At 41.7% G+C, this 22,925-nt stretch carries 19 protein-coding genes and 2 pseudogenes; 16 read left to right on the forward strand and 5 right to left on the reverse strand.

The annotated features are described in order from the left end of the window. Positions 1 to 131: 131 nt before the first annotated feature. Entirely contained in the window at positions 132 to 656 is a 525-nt protein-coding gene (locus tag EQY75_RS12260; protein ID WP_129606278.1) for a hypothetical protein, read from the forward strand. A gap of 27 nt (positions 657 to 683) precedes the next feature. Here EQY75_RS12260 and EQY75_RS12265 read toward each other — a convergent pair whose 3' ends face one another. Together EQY75_RS12265 and EQY75_RS12270 are read right to left on the reverse strand one after the other, a co-directional pair. Further along, on the reverse strand, positions 684 to 1,673 hold the full coding sequence (locus EQY75_RS12265; protein ID WP_129606280.1) for an acyl-ACP desaturase: 990 nt from the start codon (positions 1,671 to 1,673) through the stop codon (positions 684 to 686). 67 nt (positions 1,674 to 1,740) lie between these two features. Next, the gene (locus EQY75_RS12270; RefSeq protein WP_129606282.1) at positions 1,741 to 2,466 is read right to left on the reverse strand and encodes a metallophosphoesterase family protein; all 726 of its coding nucleotides are present in this window, start codon (positions 2,464 to 2,466) and stop codon (positions 1,741 to 1,743) included. A 158-nt stretch (positions 2,467 to 2,624) separates the two neighbouring features. Between EQY75_RS12270 and EQY75_RS12275 the strand changes: the two genes are divergently transcribed. Beyond that, a complete protein-coding gene (locus EQY75_RS12275) occupies positions 2,625 to 3,581 on the forward strand; it encodes a carbohydrate kinase family protein (RefSeq protein ID WP_129606284.1) in 957 nt (318 codons plus the stop codon). Beyond that, positions 3,578 to 5,518: an alpha-amylase family protein gene (locus tag EQY75_RS12280; protein ID WP_129606286.1), complete on the forward strand. Its 1,941-nt coding sequence runs from the start codon at positions 3,578 to 3,580 to the stop codon at positions 5,516 to 5,518. Before EQY75_RS12275 ends, EQY75_RS12280 begins: the two co-directional genes overlap by 4 nt. On the opposite strand, the gene EQY75_RS12285 is transcribed toward EQY75_RS12280, so the two are convergent. The 3 genes from EQY75_RS12285 to EQY75_RS12295 are packed head-to-tail and all read right to left on the reverse strand — an operon-like array spanning position 5,515 to position 8,301. Next, positions 5,515 to 6,651: an ATP-binding protein gene (locus tag EQY75_RS12285; RefSeq protein ID WP_129606288.1), complete on the reverse strand. Its 1,137-nt coding sequence runs from the start codon at positions 6,649 to 6,651 to the stop codon at positions 5,515 to 5,517. The two genes, EQY75_RS12280 and EQY75_RS12285, sit on opposite strands and share 4 nt — an antisense overlap. Continuing rightward, positions 6,648 to 7,412: an SDR family NAD(P)-dependent oxidoreductase gene (locus tag EQY75_RS12290; RefSeq protein WP_129606290.1), complete on the reverse strand. Its 765-nt coding sequence runs from the start codon at positions 7,410 to 7,412 to the stop codon at positions 6,648 to 6,650. Before EQY75_RS12290 ends, EQY75_RS12285 begins: the two co-directional genes overlap by 4 nt. Before the next feature lie 13 nt (positions 7,413 to 7,425). Continuing rightward, positions 7,426 to 8,301 carry an aldo/keto reductase gene (locus EQY75_RS12295; RefSeq protein WP_129606292.1) on the reverse strand — a complete coding sequence of 292 codons (876 nt, stop codon included), beginning with the start codon at positions 8,299 to 8,301 and terminating at the stop codon, positions 7,426 to 7,428. 156 nt (positions 8,302 to 8,457) lie between these two features. On the opposite strand from EQY75_RS12295, the pseudogene EQY75_RS12300 reads away from it, so the two are divergent. The 13 genes and pseudogenes from EQY75_RS12300 to EQY75_RS12360 all read left to right on the forward strand — a co-directional run bounded on the left by EQY75_RS12300 (position 8,458) and on the right by EQY75_RS12360 (position 22,918). Beyond that, positions 8,458 to 9,458, forward strand: a pseudogene (locus EQY75_RS12300) (AAA family ATPase). Positions 9,459 to 9,522: 64 nt separating this feature from the next. Next, positions 9,523 to 10,389, forward strand: coding sequence for a DUF58 domain-containing protein (locus EQY75_RS12305; protein WP_129606294.1), 867 nt, complete (start codon positions 9,523 to 9,525; stop codon positions 10,387 to 10,389). Position 10,390: 1 nt separating this feature from the next. After that, positions 10,391 to 12,049: a hypothetical protein gene (locus tag EQY75_RS12310; protein ID WP_129606296.1), complete on the forward strand. Its 1,659-nt coding sequence runs from the start codon at positions 10,391 to 10,393 to the stop codon at positions 12,047 to 12,049. Positions 12,050 to 12,052: 3 nt separating this feature from the next. Next, positions 12,053 to 13,051: a vWA domain-containing protein gene (locus tag EQY75_RS12315; protein WP_129606298.1), complete on the forward strand. Its 999-nt coding sequence runs from the start codon at positions 12,053 to 12,055 to the stop codon at positions 13,049 to 13,051. Between the two features lie 3 nt (positions 13,052 to 13,054). Then, a complete protein-coding gene (locus EQY75_RS12320) occupies positions 13,055 to 14,101 on the forward strand; it encodes a VWA domain-containing protein (RefSeq protein ID WP_129606300.1) in 1,047 nt (348 codons plus the stop codon). Beyond that, positions 14,094 to 14,903 (forward strand): tetratricopeptide repeat protein, encoded by an 810-nt coding sequence (locus EQY75_RS12325; protein WP_129606301.1) that lies wholly within the window; start codon positions 14,094 to 14,096, stop codon positions 14,901 to 14,903. The genes EQY75_RS12320 and EQY75_RS12325 overlap by 8 nt, the downstream gene beginning before the upstream one ends. Further along, complete coding sequence (locus EQY75_RS12330; protein ID WP_129606303.1) at positions 14,903 to 16,687, forward strand: BatD family protein; 1,785 nt, start codon at positions 14,903 to 14,905, stop codon at positions 16,685 to 16,687. Before EQY75_RS12325 ends, EQY75_RS12330 begins: the two co-directional genes overlap by 1 nt. A 1-nt stretch (position 16,688) precedes the next feature. Continuing rightward, on the forward strand, positions 16,689 to 17,447 hold the full coding sequence (locus EQY75_RS12335) for a tetratricopeptide repeat protein (RefSeq protein ID WP_129606305.1): 759 nt from the start codon (positions 16,689 to 16,691) through the stop codon (positions 17,445 to 17,447). Positions 17,448 to 17,494: 47 nt separating this feature from the next. Next, a complete protein-coding gene (locus EQY75_RS12340) occupies positions 17,495 to 17,806 on the forward strand; it encodes a hypothetical protein (protein ID WP_129606307.1) in 312 nt (103 codons plus the stop codon). Between the two features lie 72 nt (positions 17,807 to 17,878). Next, a pseudogene (locus EQY75_RS12345) lies at positions 17,879 to 19,458 on the forward strand (SulP family inorganic anion transporter). Between the two features lie 10 nt (positions 19,459 to 19,468). Next, entirely contained in the window at positions 19,469 to 20,284 is an 816-nt protein-coding gene (locus EQY75_RS12350) for a universal stress protein (RefSeq protein ID WP_129606309.1), read from the forward strand. Between the two features lie 33 nt (positions 20,285 to 20,317). After that, on the forward strand, positions 20,318 to 20,947 hold the full coding sequence (locus tag EQY75_RS12355) for a carbonic anhydrase family protein (RefSeq protein WP_129607104.1): 630 nt from the start codon (positions 20,318 to 20,320) through the stop codon (positions 20,945 to 20,947). A 90-nt stretch (positions 20,948 to 21,037) separates the two neighbouring features. Then, complete coding sequence (locus tag EQY75_RS12360; RefSeq protein ID WP_129606310.1) at positions 21,038 to 22,918, forward strand: SulP family inorganic anion transporter; 1,881 nt, start codon at positions 21,038 to 21,040, stop codon at positions 22,916 to 22,918. Positions 22,919 to 22,925 lie beyond the last annotated feature (7 nt).

Below are 22,925 nucleotides of genomic sequence, written 5' to 3' on the forward strand. Positions count from 1 at the left end.
ATCTATTTCTTTGTAATGTATTGTAGTCAGTGTTCCTGAAAAGTATTTCGGAATGTGGCGTGAACTCTTTTGGTGAGTTTGTAAGGGGATGGTAAATTCAACAGATCTTAACACAAACTAAATTTCTTCCTATGGACTTAGAATATATGGATATCTGGTGCTGGCTTATCCCTTTGAGCGTAGGTCTTCTCTGCGGATTTTTTGGTTACCTCATCGGTCGTGGTGCAAATCCAACCGTCGATTATGATTCGCAAATAAAGAAACTTCGGCAGGAAAATGAAAAAGCCAAGTCGGATCTCGCCAAATGCGAACAAAAATTGGCTGCCGGCTCGGCCCTAAACAACGGTAACTATACCGTTTTTGATGCAACTGAAGCCAAAAAATACATGGGAAAATCTGTTAAACTAGATGATCTTTCCCTGATAGAAGGAATTGGCCCAAAAATCAGAAGCCTCTTCCACAATTATGATATAAGATCATGGAAGGCCTTGTCAGAAACTACCGTGGCCAAATGTCAGGAAGTGTTAGACTCCGGAGGAGATCGATATAAAGTTCACGACCCTGCCTCATGGCCAATGCAAGCTAAAATGGCCTCTGAAGGTAAATGGAAAGAACTCGCTAAATGGCAAGACGAACACAAACACGGAAAACTTTAGTTAGTCTGTTTTCTCTCAGCGTCTGTTTTAGATAACACCATTAGCCTGGACCCAATTGAAGCGATACTGATCCTCGGGAAATTTCATGCGTTCTGAGATTCGCTGTAAACGATCTGGAAGTTTCATCAGATAATCTCTCGCTTTTTCAGCCTCCTCATTCAGACCTCTTATTGTCCCCATTTCCCAATAGGTGTTTAACTTTTTAAGAATGTCTATATAGTCCTGAGAAGTATAGACCCCTAATCTCTGGGCGCAATTTGAAAAGTTTTCGAAGGCGGCGCCGATTGCTCCTCCCGATTCCCTTAAAAAGTGGGCAGGCATTACAATTTTAAACTTCATCATATCGGCAAATGCGAGGATCATTCCGTTGGGATCATGACCGAGGATAGTTTTCACAAACTCCCGGTAAGCCAGGTGGTGTCTCATTTCATCCCCGGCTATAATAGCGCACATTTTACCCAAAAGTAAATTTCCTTTTTTCTTGGCCATTTGGCCTACTCTCTTATGCGATATGTTAGTAGCTAATTCCTGGAAAGTAGTATAAATAAAATTCTTATAGGGGTCCCGATCTGTTCCGATATCAAATCCATCATTGATCAGGTACTGGGTAGAGATTTCCACCTGACGCATATTGACTCTTCCGGAAAGGTAGAGGTATTTATTCAGCACATCGCCGTGCCTGTTTTCCTCAGCCGTCCATGCTCTTACCCATCTGGACCAACCGTTGTTTTCCTTAGCGTGCTGATTGATGCCTTCCACATCCATAAGCCAGGATTCATAGGTGGGCAGGGCTTCTTCAGTAATGGTATCGGCCACAAGGGTTACCCAAAAGTCGTATCCCAGTTCTTTAGCCTCTTCCCTGATTTGCTCTACATCATCAAAAAAACCATCGCTTTGTGAATCTGGCAAGAAATCTGACGGTTGCCAAATTTCATCCGGAGGTATAAGAAATGAGTCCATAAAGCCCGAAACTTGCGGCTCAATCGCATCCATCACTTCTAACCGAATATTCTTCATCTTATACTTCTTTAAAACAAAGTACGACAATATAAGGTGTAAACTGTATTAAAGGATTACCAAAAATTCAGTTTCGGCCATTTTCATCGGGATAAAAAGTATGTACCGCGTCACTCTGCCAATATTCTTTGGTATCTGCATCAATAACTGTCAATGGTCCTTTGTATGCCGCGGCAGTATCGATATTCCACACATTGGCCGCCTGATAGGGGGTAGACTTGCCAATCTTGCTCAGAGGGGTATGTCCTATATAAATCTCAGAGTAGTGCAACAAACGTTTTGGGTAGCTTACACTGTCTTTGGGGATCTTTGGATCCAATGCCAAGGCTAGTTCCCAAAGCGTGCGATCCCAATAAAAAGTCTTGGAGAAGTATTCAAAATCAACTCCTTTTAAATTGGTAAATCCGGCGTGAAGGAAGAGTCTTTTTTTATTATCCAGGTGGTAATTTCGCAGCGATTCGTAGAAGGGCAAATGAGCCTTTTTAACTTGTTCCCCCGCATTCTCATAGGAATCTATCGTGGCCTGTCCCCCATTCATCAACCACAGGGGATTGTGCTCTCCTGTATCAAGCCAGTGATAACAGAGATCATCGTGGTTACCCCTCAGAAATATACAGTTGTGATCTCCTTGTAATTTCATCAAGTATTCTACGGTCTCCACAGCCTCGCTCCAACCATCCACATAATCCCCTAAAAAAATAAGCCGGTCGTTATGGGTTACGCCTGCTCTCTTCAACACCTGTGAAAGGGCTTTAGCTCCTGCGTGTATATCACCAATAACCAGAGTTCTCATGGCGCAAAAATCGCAAATTCTCATTGATAGTCCTCACTTCACGGCTAAAAATATTTTATCTGGCTAGCTTCCTGTCAGCAATGAATTATCGATCAGCAAGTTCATAATACGCGGATATTTTCCTATACTTGAACTCTCGAAAACCCTAAGGTTGTTCCATGCTGTCAAAAAAAGTATTCTGTATTGGTGAATTGCTGATCGATTTTGTAGCAGAAAATCAGGGGGCAGATCTCTCAAAGGCCTCAATCTTTACGAAAAAGGCCGGTGGTGCCCCTGCAAATGTGGCATGTGCAATATCAAAATTAGGTGGAAGAAGTGCTTTTGTTGGCTGTGTGGGTGAAGATCCGTTTGGGACGTATCTAGTGAACACCATAGACGCATTTGACGTAGATCTTTCACTGATACAACGCACTTCAGTTTTTACCACCCTTGCTTTTGTTTCCCTTGCTGAAAATGGGGAAAGAGACTTTGTGTTTTCCCGAGGGGCAGACCGGGAATTGCAATACGACTCCTCCATAAAAAGTTTGTTCAGAGATCAAATGGTTCATCTGGGAGCCGCAACGGCTCTTCTCGGGGGTCCTCTGGAAAAGGCTTATAGTCATTACCTCTTTGACGCTATTACCGAAAATGCATTTATCAGCTTTGATCCTAATTTTCGGGCTGATCTGTGGAAGGGTAACGAAAAAACCTTTATTAAAAAATGTATGCCCTACATTGAAAAATCACATTTGTGTAAATTCAGTCTGGAAGAAGCTCAGATGTTGTCGAAAAGAGACACCCTGGCTGAAGCCAGTGAAGTTTTGCACCAGATTGGGGCCGAGATAATTACAATTACCCTTGGTGCTGAAGGTACCTGGGTGAGTACAAAGAACACACAGCAGACCATCCCTAGCATACCGGTTTCTCCTGTAGATACTACCGGAGCGGGAGATGCATTTATAGGCTGCCTTTTGCAACAAATCAGTCAATTACCCTCTCATGATATGATATCAGAAAACGAATCTCAGCTGATGGAGATGGTAGAGGTTGCCAATAGAGCAGGAGCATTAACTACAACAGGTTATGGCGCTATCGATTCTCTCCCTGATAGAAATCAATTGAATATTACTGAATGAACCAATTGGAACTCCACAGGAAGCAGGCCCTGAAAGATTTGGAGGACCTTCAATCGGCGAGCCCGGAAAAGCTATTCCGGCAACGACTCGAAACCAATCTGCCGTTGATCGCAGAATTATTTTTTTCCCTCTATACAAAGCCCGAACACAAGACATATTTTAAAAAACTTGAAAAGTCTCTCTATAAACTTTTTCAAATAAGATCTGAAGAATTACAACTACAGGATCTCAGACTCCTGAAAGAAGGGAATTGGTACCAGTCGAATAGTATAACAGGGATGCAGTTGTATGTAGACCTATTTCACAAAAACCTCAAAGGGATCGAGGAAAAGATTCCCTATTTTAAGGAATTGGGCATAAATTTTCTTCACCTTATGCCTATCACCACAAGGCCTGCCGGAGAAAATGATGGCGGATATGCCGTGAGTAGTTACACCGATATTGATCCTAGATACGGAGATAAAAAATCATTTTTAAAACTTACCTCAAAGCTGCGTGAGAATGGTATTTATCTGATGCTAGACTTTGTCGTAAACCACACCTCAGACGAATACCCCTGGGCACAAAAGGCGCTAAAGGGAGATAAGGCATATCAGGATTATTACTATATGTTTCCTGACCGGCAGATACCCGACGCCTTTGAGGCCAGTTTGCCTGAAGTCTTCCCCACTACTTCCCCCGGCAACTTCACCTACAGGCCAGAAATTTCCCATTGGGTAATGACGGTTTTTAATTCGTACCAATGGGATCTGAACTATACCAACCCCCGGGTTTTCCTCGAGATGTTCTCGAATTTGGTTGAGATGATCAATAACGGTGTTGATGTAGTGCGTTTTGATGCCCTTGCCTTTCTCTGGAAAAAAATAGGAACAAACTCACAAAACCTGCCTGAAGCCCACCAACTCATTTCTCTATTTAGAATGTGCCTTCAGGTAGTTGCACCAGGCGTTGTATTTCTGGCCGAAGCTATCGTTGCGCCTCATGATATTGTAAAGTATTTTGGAGAAGGAAAACGGGAAGGAAATGAATGCGACATTGCTTACAATGCCTCTTTAATGTCACTGCTGTGGAATTCAATTGCAACAAAAAAAACACTACTACTGCAAAAGTCCTTAAAAAATGTACCACAAAAACCGAGGTCCTCTACCTGGATAAATTACCTGCGGTGCCACGATGACATCGGACTCGGACTGGATGATGGCTACATCGCTCAATTAGGGTGGGATCCACGGATGCACAGAAAATTCCTTATCGACTATTACTGTCAGGGCCTGGATTGGAGTCCGGCTGTAGGCTACAGATTCATGGAAAATCCGGCAACAGGAGACAGTCGTATCACAGGAAGCTGTGCCTCCCTGCTGGGTCTGGAAAAAGCAGTTCGGAATGAGGATTCAGAAACCCTGCTTATGTCTTTAAAAAAGATTCTGATGCTTCACGGTATCATTCTCTCCTTTGGAGGGATTCCCATGATCTATGCGGGAGACGAATTAGGCACCCTCAATGACTACTCATATCTGGATAATGAACACAAAAAGCAGGACAGTAGGTGGGTGAACAGGCCCAGTCAAAACTGGGAAGCTGTAGCGCAAATCAGTGAGCCGGAAAGGCCTTCCTCTCAAATTTTCCTTGGAATACGACATATGATCGCCCTGCGAAAAAAGATCGATGTTTTTAAAGATCAGAACAATCTCATCATCCACGATCCTAATAATCCGCACCTGTTCGTTTACGAACGAACCGGAACAGAATCTGAAGGAGTGCTTGTCATAGCTAATTTTGACGAGTCGCCCCAGATTCTCGATGCAGGCATACTCTCCAACATAGGATACATCAAAGACGGCAGGTTGCACGATTTGCTCTCGGGGAGAGAATGGGCCCTGATGAGTAGCCTTGTTCAAATTGACCCCTACCAACTATTGTGGTTGGCAAAAGCCTAACTGTACCTTACTTTTCTTAGAATTCTCAATGATTCCTTCAGGTTGCTGTAAACGTTTTCATCAAAGGGCTTAATGGTGTTCTTCAGGATTTCCATTTGATCTTTTGCTTCTTCAAACCCGTTTAGATAACAAAGTAAATACGTAGCTGGAGCCAGTGTCAGATCTGCCTTATCTGCCTTGGAGAGCTTGAGGTTCTTCTGCAGTTTTTGCAAAAGCGCATTGTTGGTGTTGTATATGTGAAATAGTGTCTTGCGGTCGTATTGCGGAGGTTTGAAAATCAGTTCACTTACGATCTGGTAAGTACCATTGTCGTTAAATGTAATCCCTACCTCTTCCAGGGGATAATATCGCTGCTCACGGCCGAGTCCTAATTGCACGTATTCAGTAATGGCAAAGGTGTCATCTGAGATATCGATGGATATTTCATCCAAAGCGGAATAAAAGAGTTTTACCTGTTCGTTGATCAGCTCAATATCGACTCGCGAATAATACGTCTTCTCTTTGATCGTCTTTTTGTTCCCCGCCCAGCAAATCACAAACTGTTCCTTAAAAACTTTGTAGCTGCTGCTCAGATCTTTATGTCTGTGATTGATAAAATCAATTACCCCGTCAAGGGTGAGTTCAATATTGTTGCGGGCATGTTGCTCGATGGTAGCGACAATCTCCGAATTGAGATCTTTTAATTCAATATCAAAAGCTTTAGGCATGCTGATGCTCCCGTCTCTGAAGAACACAGCACCGCCGTAATATTTCCAGATGTTCTTTCTCAGGGCACAGACCTTGCCATTCGATTTAATGGTGACCAGGCCCACAACCTTGCCTTCGGGCAAATGGGGAAATGGAATATTTTCATAGGAAATCAACGGAGGATTATCCAGATAAGCGTTAACCAGGTTCTGAATTTTACTGTCGTCAAAGAAGTCGACCCCAACAATTTTGTTGTCCTCGTCTTCCACTCCGATGACAATAAAGGAATTGTTTATGGGATTGCTATTGGCCAGGGCGCAAACGTGCTTTAGGAATTTGGCCTTTCCCTCTTTCTGGCCGATATTAATAATGCGCTTTTTATCATAAAAACTATTCTCGTCATTATGGGCCAGGAGATTCTTGACCAAAAGGCGTTTGTTAATCATCCTTTCTTCTTCACAATTGTGCTACTTGCCTGCGCCGTTGGCATCACCACAAGATCAGCGATGTTTACGTGATAAGGCCTGGTAATTACAAAGTGAATGATGTCTGCAATATCTTCGGCTTTCAGGGGTTGATATCCCTGGTAAACCTTCTTCGCTTTTTCCTCGTCACCTTTAAATCGTACTTCACTGAATTCCGTTTCTACGAGCCCGGGATTTACCGCCCCCACCCGTATTCCGTATTCATTTAGGTCGAGTCTCATCCCCTGGTTGATAGCATCTACGGCGTGTTTGCTGGCGCAATACACATTCCCCCGGGGATATACTTCTTTCCCCGCCGTAGATCCAATATTGATAATATGTCCGCTTTTTTGCCGGATCATCCCGGGCAGGATAGCTTTAGAAACATAAAGCAACCCCTTGACATTGATATCGATCATCGCGTCCCAGTCGGCCAGATCTCCCGACTGAATTGGATCTAAACCATGGGCATTGCCCGCGTTGTTTACCAGGATATCGATAGAAGTAAAATCCTTGGGCAGAGATTGCATTGCATCTTCAATAGCTTCCTTATCCCTTACGTCAAAATTCAGGGTATGCACCTTTGCCATAGACTGTAGCGAGCTTTGCAGGGCGTCTAGTTTTGACTGCCTCCTCCCACAGAGCACCAAATTAATACCGTTGGAGGCAAAAAGTTCTGCCGTGGCTTTACCAATACCACTGGTAGCTCCCGTAATAAAAGCTGTTTTTTGTTTTTCGTTCATAGTGTCAAATTTTTTAGGGAACCTCATGACCTTGTGAGGCCTGGAGCAGGATAAACCAATCTTCAAGTTCCAGGTTTAATTCAGCTGCCTTTATCGAATCTGCGAGCCTGGAAGCATTAGAGGTCCCTACCACAGGATGAATACCTGCCGGATGTGTCATCAACCAAGCCAGGATAAGCTGGTCTTCGCTTGCGTTGTACTTCTCTTTCATGGGAGTAAGTGCCTCCTTAATTCTTTTTGTTCTTTCATTGTCTTCTCGAAAATAGGACCCGAGGGGAGACCAGGCCATTGATAGTCTTCCGTTCGCAATGCAATCATCGAGGGTTCCGTCGTACATCACGCCTTCGGCAGTAAGTGAACACTCTACCTGATTGGCCTGCACGGGAATTGCAGTCTCTAGCATCGCAATTTGCGAGGGCGTAAAATTGGAAACACCAAAAGACCTGATCTTTCCGCTGCTTAAAAGATGATCTATTGCCTTTGCAATAGGTTCCGGGTCCAACAATGGACTGGGGCGATGCAGCAGGAATAGATCAAGGTATTCTGTACAAAGCTTTTCCAGGGAGCGCTCGGCAGACCAGATGATGTAATCTGAAGAATAATTATAATGCTTTACCTTATTATCTCTTGCTTCGCAGATATACTGTATTCCGCATTTTGAAACGAGTTGGATTTCTTTCCGGGATATTGCACTTTCAGCTAAGGCATTACCAAATTCTTCCTCATTGCCGTAGCCGCCGTAGATATCGGCGTGATCAAATGTAGTGATCCCCGTTTCAAGACAGTGGTTCATCAAAGAGATCATTTCGCTTTTCGAAAGTCTTTTTCCCCATGATCCCCATGTCATAGTTCCGGCGATGATTCGGGACAATTTTATTGCTGATTTCATAAGTGATGAAATTACTAAAAATCCCTTAAATACTTCATAAAACTTAGGGTTCCCGAAATTTTTTAACCAATCGTTAACAGGCATTGAATGAATAAATTTTCAATTTGCATAGTCCTTAAACTAAGTTATTGAAAGACAATTACTAAAAGACAATTTATGGATGATAAAAACACAGTAGATATAAGTGCAGTAAATGAGAAAATAGCTCAGGAAAGTGCCTTTATTGACCTGTTAATGATGGAGATGAACAAGGTCATCGTTGGACAAAAGCATATGACCGAACGCTTATTGATTGGTCTTTTGGGACAAGGTCATATTTTGCTTGAAGGGGTACCCGGACTGGCAAAGACCCTGGCGATCAATACTCTGGCAAAGGCCGTTAAAGGTAGTTTTAGCAGGGTACAGTTTACCCCTGACCTTCTTCCGGCTGATGTGGTGGGAACGCTCATTTACAATATGAAGGAAAGTGACTTCTCCATTAAAAAAGGTCCCATTTTTGCCAATTTTGTTTTAGCTGATGAGATCAACAGAGCACCTGCAAAAGTTCAGTCGGCTTTGCTTGAAGCCATGCAGGAACGGCAGGTAACTATCGGGGACGAAACTTTTAAGCTGGATGCTCCGTTCCTGGTGATGGCAACTCAGAACCCCATTGAGCAGGAAGGTACTTATCCACTTCCTGAAGCCCAGATAGACCGATTTATGCTCAAGACGGTAATCGATTATCCGAAAATGACCGAAGAACAGTTGATCATCCGACAGAATCTGAACGGCGCATATGAGACAGTAAAACCTGTGGTTAGCCTCAAACAAATCCTGAGTGCCCAAAAGGCAGTCAGAGAAGTGTACATGGACGAAAAAATTGAAAAGTATATCCTGGATTTGGTGTTTGCCACCCGATACCCGGAAAAATACAACTTGGAGAGTCTTAAACCTCTGATAAGTTTTGGAGCATCCCCCGAGGGAGTATCAACATGGCCATAGCAGCCAAGTGTTACGCCTTTATAAAACGAAGGGGTTATGTGGTTCCGGAAGACGTAAGGGCGGTAATCCATGATGTCCTCAGACACAGGGTTGGGATTACATATGAAGCGGAAGCCGAAAGCATTACATCTGAAGAAATCATCAACCGCGTTGTTAACGAGATTGAGGTACCCTAGAAAGTTCAAGGTTTTAATCCCGTTCAAATCTGCCTTTTGAACCCTGTTGCTTAAACTTGAACCCATGGACACAAAGGAATTACTAAAAAAAGTTCGCAAAATTGAAATCAAAACCCGTCGGCTGTCCGACCACATCTTTGGGGGAGAATACCACTCTACCTTCAAAGGACGGGGAATGACCTTTAGCGAGGTAAGACAGTATCAGTTTGGGGATGATGTTCGTTCAATCGACTGGAATGTCACTGCCCGCTATAACGAACCTTATGTCAAAGTCTTTGAAGAAGAAAGGGAACTTACCCTTATGCTCCTTATTGATATCAGTGGTTCTGAGCATTTTGGTACGGTAAACCAATTTAAAAAGGACGTCATCACAGAAATATCTGCTACCCTGGCTTTTTCGGCCCTTCAAAACAATGACAAGGTAGGAATGATCATGTTCTCAGACGAGGTTGAGCTTTTTATCCCACCGAAAAAAGGAAAGAGCCATGTATTGAGAATCATTCGGGAACTACTGGAATTTAAACCAAAAAGTAAAAAAACGGACCTGGTTGAGGCTTTGAAGTACCTCTCCAATGTCATGAAAAAAAGGGCGATCATTTTTGTCTTGTCCGACTTCATGATGGACGAATACGAGAATACACTGAGAATTGTAGGAAATAAACACGATGTTACCGGTATAAGGGTTTACGATCCCAAGGAGGAAGAAATAATCAATCTCGGTATGGTACAAATGGAGGATGCAGAGACCGGAGAAGTACATCTGGTGAATACCTCATCCAAAAAGGTAAGACTGTCCTACCAAAAATATTATCGGGAGCGGGTAGATTACTTTAAGAATGTCTTTACGAAATCGGGTGCAGGCATGTTACAATGCAGGGTAGACGAGAGTTATGTAAAAAAACTATTAGGCTATTTCAAGCAAAGGGCTTAAGATGAAGCTAGAGAGAAAACATACTAAGGTACTAATCCCTCTTTCCAAAACTTGGGGGTGGGTCTTATTCCTGTTCCTCAACTTTGCCTTTGTCAGTTCTGCTCAACAGAGTCCAACAGTAAGGTCAGCAGTAGATACTACCATTATAAAAATAGGAGAGCAAATCAATTTCATGGTCTCAGTGGAGGCGGATACCACGGCACAGGTTCTTTTCCCTGAGGGACAGACCTTTTCACCTTTGGAAACCGTTGAAGCTTTTAAAACGGATACGACCCGCAAAGCGGATCGGATGACGCTTCAAAAAATATACGCCTTAACCCAATTTGATTCAGGATCATATCTCCTGCCTGCTCAAAGGATAGAAATTGATGGTAAGGGATACTTTACGGATTCCCTTCTGGTGTCGGTTTCCACGATTGAAGTAGATACTGTAAGTAAGGAATTCTATGATATTAAACCCCTGATTTCAGTTGAAAAGAACCAGGCAAGCCTTCCCTTTTACTTCTGGGTAATCTTGGGAACTCTTTTACTAGTGGGAATCATCCTGTGGTATATTTTCCGACGCAAACCCTTAAGTGAAGAGGAACAAATAGCCTTACTCCCTCCCTATGACAGGGCCTTACAGGAATTGAAAAAACTTGAAAAGTCAAAATACCTTATTCAAGAAGAGTACAAAAAATATTATTCTGAATTGACGGATATCGTCAGGTCTTACCTCGAGGAGGACGTACATATTTCAGCCCTTGAAAGTACTACCGATCAGCTAATAACGAAGCTGGAGTTGATGAAAGATGCGGGGGAATTAAAAATTGACGACGAAACGATTCAGCAGTTTAAGCAAATCCTCTACACAGCAGACCTGGTGAAATTTGCCCGCTCTAAACCAGAAACTTCAAAGGCAGAGGAAGACAGAAAGTCTATTGAACATATTGTAATTAAGACCAAAGAAGCCATCCCTGAGCCTACGGAAGAGGAATTGATGGAACAGGCAGCCTATAAGGAAGCCATGCGCAAAAAAGCGTTAAAAAAACGAAGGATACAAGCAGGGCTGGCAACAGCAGCCGTAATAGTGATAGGTCTTATCGCTACAGTCTTTTACTACGGAATTGACAATGTCAGGAACTCGTTGATCTATCAACCCTCAAAAAATCTACTCGAAGGCGAATGGGTAGCCAGTTCATATGGTTATCCTCCCATTGATTTGACTGCTCCGGACGTATTGCTCAGGCAAGAAGTGGAACTCACTACTGAAGAGATGAATGCGGTAAGGGATAAACAGGTTTTTTCATTTTACAATCCCGATAATCTACTGTGGGTAGGAACCTCTTCTGTAATATTGGCCGAACCCACGGAACCCGATTACCAAAAAAGCATAGACCGGGTCCTTAAAGACCTGGCTGATAAAGGTGCCCGAAACATCATCACAAAGCAAGAAGAATTCAGCTCCGCCTCAGGGGTGCCCGGGGTAAAAGTTTATGGTAGTGCCTCTTTTCCTGGAGAAAGCGAGGGTGACAGGGTCAAGGGAAAATATGCGATCATCCTTTTTGGAGGTAAAGGATTCCAACAACAGGTCGTCCTTTCATGGGTAGAAGGTGATCCCTATGCCGAACAAATCATTGATAGAATAATAAATTCAATTGACGTAAAAACTCAGGTTTAAAAGATGTTTGAAAATATTCAGTTTGCGAATCCACAATTCTTCTGGTTGCTCCTCGGGCTTCCTCTGGCTGTATTGTGGTATGTCATCAAACGAAAAGATCAAACAGCTACTCTTAGAATTCCAAGTATAAAAGGATTTCCAAAAAATGATATTTTGGCTAAACTGCGACCAGTCTTATTTGCTTTCAGACTCCTCGCCCTGGCTTGTATTATCACAGCCATGGCCCGGCCACAGATACGGGAAGTTTCAACCCGTACCAAAACTACTCAGGGGATCGATATTGTGATGGCCATAGATGTTTCATCAAGCATGCTGGCCAGGGACCTTCGTCCTAACCGACTGGCAGCCTTGAAAGAAGTGGCTTCAAATTTTATCAAAGAACGCCCTAACGACAGAATAGGCCTGGTAGCCTATGCGGGGGAAAGTTATACTAAAACTCCCATTACCAGTGATAAGAGCATTGTGCTTAACGCTCTTAAGGAGATCACCTATGGGCAGTTGGCAGACGGAACAGCGATTGGTATGGGCCTTGCTACTTCTGTAAACCGATTAAAAAACAGTAAGGCCATCAGCAAGGTCATTATCCTGCTCACAGATGGGGTAAATAACTCCGGTTTTATTGAGCCTGAAACTGCAGCAAATCTCGCCGTAGAATTTGGGATTAAGACATATACCATAGGTCTGGGCACAAATGGAAATGCGCTTTCGCCAATTGCTTATAACGCTGATGGATCTTTTCGATACGGGATGCGACAAGTTGAAATCGATGAGGATCTTCTAAAGCAAATTGCCAAGGTTACGGGAGGACAATATTTCCGTGCCACCAATAACCAGAAACTGGAAGCTATTTACGACGAGATAAACAAACTGGAAAAAACCGAAGTAGAAGAATTTAAATACTACAACAACGAAGAGAAATTCAGGCCCTGGGCTATTCTTGCCGGAATATTGTTGATTTCCGAATGGATACTTAGGACAACCTTATTTAAAAGTTTTGTTTAACCCATGATTCAGATAGACGAAGCCACATATTTCTATTTCTTCCTGCTCTTTCCGGGCATGATTCTGCTTTACTTCGGACTTTTGTTCTGGAAGAAGAGGACACAGAGGAAATTTGCAGATCCCGGTTTACTCAAAAGGCTGGTGCCGTCGCGTTCTAATTTTAAAAGCGGATTAAAACTGATCATCTTACTTCTGGGTCTCACAGGCCTCATCCTCGGTCTTGCAAATCCTAAAATAGGGACCAAACTGGAAACCGTAAAAAGAGAAGGTGTAGATATTGTGTTTGCCATAGACGTCTCTAAAAGTATGCTGGCTGAAGATATTGCGCCTAACAGATTGGAGAAATCCAAACGACTAGTTTCTGAAATTATTAATCAACTCGCAAGTGACCGGATAGGAATTATTGCCTATGCAGGGCAGGCAACACCTCAATTACCCATTACCACAGATTACGGCGTGGCAAAGATGTTCCTCCAATATCTCAATACCGACCTGCTCTCCTCTTTGGGAACGGCCATAGATGAAGCCATAAAATTGGCGACCACCTACTACGATGATCAGGATCAAACCAATAGGGTCTTGTTTATTATCTCCGATGGGGAGGACCATTCAGACGGACTTGCCATCGATGCGGTAGATCTTGCTGTTGAGCAGGGAATCAGGATTTTTACCATTGGGGTAGGAAAAGAAAAAGGAGCCCCTATACCCATTAAGAGGAATGGGATTACACAGGAGCTCAAAAAAGATAGTGAGGGTGAAGTTGTTATTACCAAATTGAATGTGAATATTCTGAAAGAGATTGCTGAAAAAGGAAATGGAGAGTACATAGATGGATCAAATACCGAAGAAGCTGTAGAAAAAATTAAAGAGGCTTTAAATCAAATTGACAAAACCGAATTTGAAGCCAAGCAATTTGCAGATTACAAGGACCAGTTTCAATGGTTTTTGGGCGCAGCCTTATTCTTCCTATTTTTAGATGTCTTTTTACTTGACAGAAAAACAAAATGGCTGCAAAAATTGAATTTGTTTAATGAAGATGATCATGAATAAGATTTGCCTTTTACTTTCACTGTGTGTTTTGACCACAGGAATAGCACAAGAAGAAAAGAAAGACAATTCAGATAAAGATCTGAAATCTTCCCTGAACCTTACCTGGGAAGCAAACCAGGAATTATCAGAAAATGAATTTATTCAGGCTGAAGCCGATTACCGGCGTGCCATTTCCAAGAGTAATGAAAACGCTATTGCACCGTACAATCTGGGAACCGCTTATTACAAAAAAGAAAGCCTGGAAGAAGCATTCGGCAGATTTAAACAGGCTGGTGAATTGTCTGAAGCCAAACCCGAAAAACACAAGGCCTATCACAACATGGGCAATGTGTTTATGAAAAACGAGGAATACAAAAAAGCAATAGAGGCCTATAAAGAAGCATTGCGCAATAATCCTGAAGACGAAGAAACCCGTTATAATCTGGCCTTAGCCAAAGCCCTGGCTGAAAAACAAAAGAACCAGGATAAAGACGGAGGGGAAGATGAAGACTCAAAAGAAGATGAGGATTCTGAAAATAAGGGCAGGGAAGAACAGGAAGATCAGCAACAAGACAATAAAGAAAAAGACGGAGGAGAGCAGGAAAAGGATGAGGACAAGGATGGCGATGGCAAGGAGAAAAAAGATCAGCCCAAACAGGGAGAAAAACCTGATGAGCAAAAACAAGCTCGTAAAAGTCAGCTTTCCCCACAGCAAATAAAAAATTTGCTGGAAGCCATGCAAAATGAAGAAAACAAGGTACAGGAGAAGATGAACGAAAAGAAAGTCAAAGGACCTAAAAGTAAAAATGCTAAAGACTGGTGATGGCGAAAAGTGCAATCCATAGTATTCTTATACTCTTATTCCTGATAGGGTCTTCATTCGGATTTGCCCAGGATGAAGAAACGATTGAATTTAAAACCAATCTAAGCAAGGAGAAACTTGGGATAAATGAAAGACTAAGGGTAGAATTTACCATGAATAAAGATGGTGATAATTTTACTCCTCCTGATTTTGAAGGGTTCCGGGTTCTTATGGGACCTTCACAATCTATTAGATCTGCCTATGTCAATGGGGTGAGAAGTTATTCAAAAACCTATTCTTATACTTTGGCGCCTGCAGAACGCGGTAATTTCACAATCAAACAAGCCACAATTGTGATCGATGGGAAGACCTATAAGACTACTCCTGTGAAGGTTGAGGTTACTGCTGCCGTTGATAAACCCAGTGATCAGATGACTGCCGATGATATCGCAGATCAGAGTCTGCATCTCGTAGCCGAAGTGTCCAAGGTGAGCCCCTACCTGAACGAAGCCATGAGTGTTGTTTACAAACTTTATGTAAGTCCGTCAATTAATGTGTCCAATTTCCGTCCATTGGATAATCCTACCTACAATAATTTCTGGAGTCAGGACATTCCGGTAACCTCTTACAATGTAAAAAACGGAACCTATGAGGGCAAGTCGTACCGCTATGTAATTCTGAAACGCGTAGTGTTGTATCCACAAAAAAGCGGGGCCCTGGAAATAGAACCCCTATCGCTTGACGTCACTTTGGAAGTACCTACTAACAGACGGGATTTTTTCGGACAACCCATCTATACCCAAACCAATAAAACTGTTTCTGCAGGCAAACGTACTATTCAAGTGAAATCCTTGCCTACTCAGGGTCAACCAGCTGACTTCAGTGGGGCTGTAGGTAGCTTCAGGTTTAATGTTTCCACCAGTAAAAAAAGCCTGAAAGCTTCAGAATCCCTGCAGGCAGTTGTGGAGGTTGAAGGGAAGGGTAATTTAAAGCTCTTTCAATTGCCACCGCTGGAAATGCCCGGTTCTCTTGAGGTCTATGAACCGGAATACAATGAAAGTGTAAGGACTACCCTTTCGGGAATGCAGGGAAAGGTGAGTAATAATTACACTGTGGTCCCTTCCTTTAAAGGTAAATATCCCATCCCTCCTATTTCTTTCAGTTATTTTGATCCTCAGGATGCCACCTATAAAACACTTACTTCTCGAGAAATCAACATAGATGTTAGTGGTGGGCCCCTGGAATCCTCCGGAGGAAATGTATCTATTACCTCTAATAACAAAAGACCCGTACAGGCCACCGGAAGCCAATTTCATTTTATCAAACTCGCGCCTAATCTGAAACCCATCAAGGAAACCCAGTTTTTTGGTTCATTGCAATTCTATCTGTTTTTCCTCAGTCCGTTGTTACTGATTCCCCTTGCCGTAATTTTCGGAAAAAGGAGAGAGGCAATTGCCGGTGATGTGGCTGGGAACAGGATTAAAAGAGCCAATAAGCTTGCCAGAAAATTCTTGTATAAAGCCAAAAAAGCGATGGGTGAAAAAGACGAGTTCTATATTGCTCTGGAGAGGGCTTTGCACAACTACCTCAAGGCAAAACTAAAGATAGAAACTTCAGAATTCAGTAAAGAAAAAATCGCGGACTTACTCCTGAAAAAGGAAGTTGATCCCGATACCAACAACGGGTTTATAGGCCTGCTTAAGAATTGTGAGATGGCCAGATACAGCCCTTTTTCCCGGGTTCAGATGCAGGAAGATTACGATAAGGCCATTGAAGTTATTTCAGCACTAGATAAACAATTGTAATATGAAGAGTTGGTTGATCTTACTGCTTATTTTTATTTCCCCTTTTTGCAGGGCCCAGAACGATATTCTGTTTGAAGAAGCTGCAAAAGCCTACAATGAGGGAGATTACGAACAGGCTATAGACAATTACCGGCACGTGCTTGATAGTGGATTTCACTCGGCTAACATTTACTTCAACCTGGGCAATGCCTATTACAAACTCAACGAAATAGGTCCCAGTATCTATTATTACGAGAAAGCTTTATTGTTAGATCCCAATGACAATGAAATCAGAAATAATCTGGCCTATGCTCAACAAATGACCATTGACGACATAGAACCCATGCCGCAGACGGCTATCTCCAGGATTGTTTCAAGAGTGATGAACATACTGACATTTGATCAGTGGTCCTATACTGCTATAGGCTTTATGATTTTGTTTGTACTCCTTTACCTGGCATTTTACTTTAGCAGGTACTCAGATAAAAAGCGTTTGGCTTTCATCGGGAGTATGGTTTGCTTATTTTTTGCAGCTATGAGTGTAGTCCTTGCCTTAATGCAGTATCAGGATTACAATAAAACTCAGCCGGCGATCATTTTCGCTGCAGAATCCTCAGTCAAAGAAGAACCCAATGACCGAAGTATTACCTTGTTTAATCTTCATGAAGGCAGCAAGGTTTACGTTGAGGAAACGCTTCAGGACTGGCATAAGATTAAGATAGCTGACGGGAAAAACGGTTGGATCCCCGCTTCCGATCTCAGAGAACTAAAAGACTTTTAGTACATTTTAACATTTTTATAATAGTATTACTATTATTTTTGAAAGATATGAAGCGATCGAGATTCAAATCCTTTGTAATTGTTTTCTTAAGCACCATTTGGGTGATGGGGATTATTTCCCCTCCCTTATTACAATTGATTGATGACAATGCGTCTTATATTTCGTTTAATATGAATGAGGAAGAGCCCCAGGAGCAAGAGAAGAAAGATACCGGTGAAGAATTTACCCTTGGAAGTCCAATGGACGTAAATGACTTCGTACCTTTCAGCTATTCCAAATCAAACGGGAATAGTCAGAATTCTTTTGCAAATTCGTATTACGGCGAAATTCAACTACCCCCGCCCGAAGGAGTTATCTAACAATTTATCTTTTTCTTTAATTAATTAACCTGCCCGAATGCTAACTATTCGGGGCCCAAATACTTTATAATTATGTTTAATAAAATCAAAAATGATTTACCGGCGAGTATTGTCGTATTCTTCGTCGCACTCCCTCTTTGTCTGGGAATCGCCCTCGCCAGTGGTGCTCCTTTATTTTCCGGATTAATTGCCGGAATCGTAGGAGGAATTGTTGTCGGTTCATTAAGTGGCTCTCAAATAGGCGTAAGTGGCCCTGCAGCTGGTCTTGCGGCTATCGTTTTAACGGCCATAGGTGCCTTGGGAGGATATCAAAATTTCCTGGTTGCCGTAGTGCTTGGTGGAGCCATTCAGCTGCTTTTTGGTGTTTTAAAAGCGGGAATTATAGGATATTACTTTCCTTCATCTGTGATTAAGGGGATGCTTACCGGAATAGGTATTATAATTATCCTGAAGCAAATCCCACATTTCTTTGGATACGATGCAGATCCTGAAGGGGATTTCTCCTTTATCCAGGTCGATGGGGAGAACACTTTTTCGGAAATCTTCAATTCCATTAATTTCATAAGTCCGGGGGCAACAATAATTGCCTTTTTAGGCCTTGGAATTCTAATACTATGGGATAAAGTGCTCACCAAAAAAGCAAAAATATTTCAATTAATTCAGGGGCCACTTGTTGCAGTAGTTGTTGGTATTTTGTTTTTTGTATTTACAAAGGGCAGTGATGTATGGGGTATTTCCGCTGAACAATTAGTAAAGGTGCCTATCCCGAAGATACCTCGTCATTCTTGGCACAGTTTAGTTTTCCAAATTTCAGTGTGATCACACGTCCTGAAATATGGATCACGGCCTTTACCATTGCTTTAGTAGCGAGTTTAGAAACCTTGCTCTGTGTGGAAGCTACAGACAAGCTCGATCCTGAAAAACGGGTAACTCCTACCAACAGGGAATTGCTGGCACAGGGAACCGGAAACATTATTTCCGGAATGATCGGTGGCCTGCCTATTACCCAGGTAATTGTTCGGAGTTCAGCTAATATCCAATCGGGTGGGAAAACAAAACTCTCTGCCATCATTCATGGCTTTTTCCTATTGATCTCAGTGATCATTATCCCGAGATTACTCAATATGATTCCTTTGTCTGTGTTGGCTGCCATACTATTTATTGTTGGATATAAACTGGCAAAACCAACTCTTTTTAAAGAGATGTACAAACTGGGTTGGAAACAATTCGTCCCCTTTACGGTAACCGTTCTTGGAATCATCTTTACCGACCTCCTGGTAGGTATTGGTATGGGATTAGGTGTTGGGATTGTCGTTATTCTGATAAAGAGTTACCAGAACTCTCATTTCCTGCACATAGAGGATAAGAGTAATGGGAAACATAGAATTAAAATGACACTGGCGGAAGAAGTAACATTCTTTAATAAAGGTGCCATTTTAAAGGAGTTGGACAGTTTACCTATAGATACGTTTTTGGAATTAGATGTAAGAAAAACAAGGTATCTGGACAATGATATTATTGAAATTCTCGACGATTTTGCTTACAAGGCCAAAGAAAGAAATATTGATATTAAGTTAATTTCAGAGCTGGGTACTGTTGAAAATCCGTCGAGTTTTGTCGATTTTTTTAAATTAAGACCTAAAACTGCCTAATTAATAAAATATGAATTCTAATAAAAAGATATACAAATTTTTAGTGCTTACAGATTTGAAAAGATCTTTAAGTACAATGTTAAAAGGCACTGTGGGCATGGCTAAAATGATCAATGGCGAGATTGAAGTATTCCATGTTAAAAAACCTTCAGAAATCGTAGCCAGTGAAAATCAATTATCTGCTATGCGCACAATTAATTCAAAGCATAAAACGGTAGATAAGAAAATTCAAAATTTGATTACCCCTATTGAAAAGGATTCCGGTATGAAGATACCTTATTCGTTTGTGTTCGGTAATGTAAAAAATGAAATTAGTGCCTATATTAAAAAACGACGACCCGATATTATAGTTCTGGGGAAACGAAAATCGAAACCTTTTAAATTGATCGGGGATAGTATTACCGAGTTTGTCTTAAATATCCATGACGGTGTAGTTCTAATAACTACAGATAATGATATGCTATTGCCAAACGAAGAAATTTCTCTCGGCATGCTTAATAATTCGAAACCATTCTTAAATTTTGCTTTTGCCGAAGATTTGACTAAACATATCCAAAAACCCGTGAAATCGTTTAAGATCATCAAAAATTCTACTTCTGTAAAAGAAGTATCAAAAGCTATAGATGATGATACAATAGAATATGTATTTGAACAAAACGATGGTACAATCAGGAACCTATCTAACTACCTATCAAAAAATAACATAAGTCTATTATCGATCGATAGGGGGCAGAAAGATTCGGATAACGCGAAGAAATTAATACCGTTAGACATCACTAGTGCCATTAGTAAGCTCAATGTCCCCCTTTTGATCACAGCTAAATAAAAATATCCCTAACCACAATTAAAATAAATAATGATGAAAGCACATACAAAAGATACACAGGCCGAAATTACACCAGATATAGCCATAACGTTATTAAAAGAAGGCAATAAAAGATTTGTTGAAAATAAAAATGCAGATCGTGACCTATTAGAACAGGTGAATTACACCGCATCAGGACAATATCCATTTGCCACAATATTGAGTTGCATAGATTCCAGAGTTTCTGCCGAGCTGATCTTTGATCAGGGAGTCGGGGATATTTTTAGCGCAAGAATTGCCGGAAATATCGTGAATGAAGATTTGTTGGGTAGCCTTGAATTTGCCTGTAAAATAGCCGGAACAAAAGTTCTTGTAATACTTGGTCATACTGCTTGTGGTGCAGTCAAAGGGGCATGTGACGACGCTAAACTAGGGAATTTAACCACCTTGCTTCATAAAATAAAACCTGCGGTAGCAGCAGTTGCCGAACCTTCCGATAGCAGTTTGAGAAATTCAAAAAACATCGATTTTGTTAATGCAGTTGCCCGAAAAAACGTGGAACTAACTATCGAGAATACTCGAAGTCTTAGTCCGGTTCTTAAAGAAATGGAAGATAATGAAGTTATTAAGATTATTGGAGCCATGTACGACATCAATAATGGAAAGGTTACTTTTATGGATTGAAAGGAAAACTGATAATGGAAAGCCAATGGTTTCCATTGGCTTTTTTTATTACCAAAATATTTTATCTTAATATTTTGAATACCAATCACTATGAACAACCTTTTCTCCAACCTGAAAGGCGATCTCTTCGGAGGAATTACCGCTGGTATCGTAGCCCTTCCCCTGGCACTCGCTTTTGGGGTGAGTTCCGGAATGGGGCCCAGTGCCGGACTATATGGAGCTATATTTATTAGTTTTTTTGCAGCCCTGTTCGGTGGTACTAATACCCAGATTTCTGGCCCAACAGCTCCTATGACTGCGGTGAGCATGGTAGTTATCGCAGGAATCATTGCTGCAAATGATGGAAGCTTGGAAAAAGCAATACCCGCAATCCTTGTCGTATTTTTTTTAGCTGGACTTATGCAAATTGGACTTGGACTCATGGGAATTGGCAAATATATCCGATATATACCATATCCAGTAGTATCAGGCTTTATGACCGCTATCGGTGTCATTATTTTAGTTACACAGCTTTTACCTGCTATTGGTTATTATCCTAAAGAAGACGAAGATTTTGTAATTGAATTTAAACCAATGGCCGAAGAGCTAATCCTGGAAAATATCTTAAAAGAAGAGGCGGGAGAAGGTATTTTAGTACTCGAAGATTTTGAGGAAACCATTAAAAGAGCCGGTACCATTACCGATAAAGATATACTCAAAGAAGCTCAAATCCTTGCTAATACTAATGCGTCAGGCGTAATCGGTTCTATTAAGGTGTTGCCCAGGGCCATTAAAAATATCAATTGGCTAGAATTCATTTTGGCCCTTTCAACTATCTTCATCATTTATGGTTTTAAGCGAATTACGACTTTGATACCCAGTGCTTTGGTCGCTTTAATCGTTGTTTCTGGAGTGGCTTATGGTTTTGGATTGGACTACCGTCCCATAGAGCAGATTCCAAGTGGTTTCCCTACGCCCAATCTTAGCATTTTTTCCGAGTTTAAAATAAGTTCCATAACACCCTATGTTTTTACAGCATTGACCTTGGCGCTCTTAGGAGCCATTGACTCCCTTCTGACTTCGGTTGTTGCGGATAACATGACCAAGACAAAACACAAGCCTAATAAGGAATTGGTTGGACAAGGTATCGGAAACAGTATAGCTGCTATATTTGGAGGAATTCCGGGAGCCGGAGCCACTATTCGTACCGTAGTAAACATCAACTCCGGAGGGAAAACTAAACTCTCAGGGATGATCGCCGGGATACTATTGCTAATTATCTTATTGGCCCTAGGGCCTGTTGCTTCTCAAATTCCGGCCGCTGTTCTTGCAGGAATTTTGGTCACCGTGGGTATAGCTGTAATGGATTATAAGGGTTTAAAGGCCATTCCCAGCTTGCCAAAAGATTTGAATTTGGGACCTATTAAGTTCAGTTCTGAGGTTATAATTATGCTAGTCGTTCTTATACTGTCTTCCACCTGGAACCTGGTTTATGCAGTAGGGGTTGGACTCGTGATTGCCTCCTTGATGTTTATGAAAAAGATGGGCGATCTTACTGCTGAAAGATCAGACGTAAAGGCTATGGTAAAAGAGGAGGGCTGGGAAGATGAAGCAGATTTTCCAAGAAACTTAAAAGAAGAAGTATTTATTAAGCATATTAAAGGACCGCTGTTCTTTGGGTCTACCAATGAATTTCAACAACTGGCAGATCAAATTCCGAGAACGGCATCAACAGTCATCATTAGAATGGACCGTATGCAGTATATGGACCAGTCCGGATTGTATACGTTGGAAGATATCCTTATAGATTTACGTAAATCGGACATAAGGGTTCTCTTTGTAGATGTATTGAGGCAACCCCGATACATGATGGAACGTGTAGATATTATACCAGACCTGATTTCTGAGGATTATATATTTGATAATTTCGAGGAATGTTTGAAATGGATCAAGAAAAATGTTAGAGATATCCATAATAAAATAGAAGCCTAGAAAGTAC

Origin of the sequence: Muriicola soli, from assembly GCF_004139715.1 — a bacterium.
In the GTDB taxonomy this organism is placed as follows: Bacteria; Bacteroidota; Bacteroidia; order Flavobacteriales; family Flavobacteriaceae; genus Muriicola; species Muriicola soli.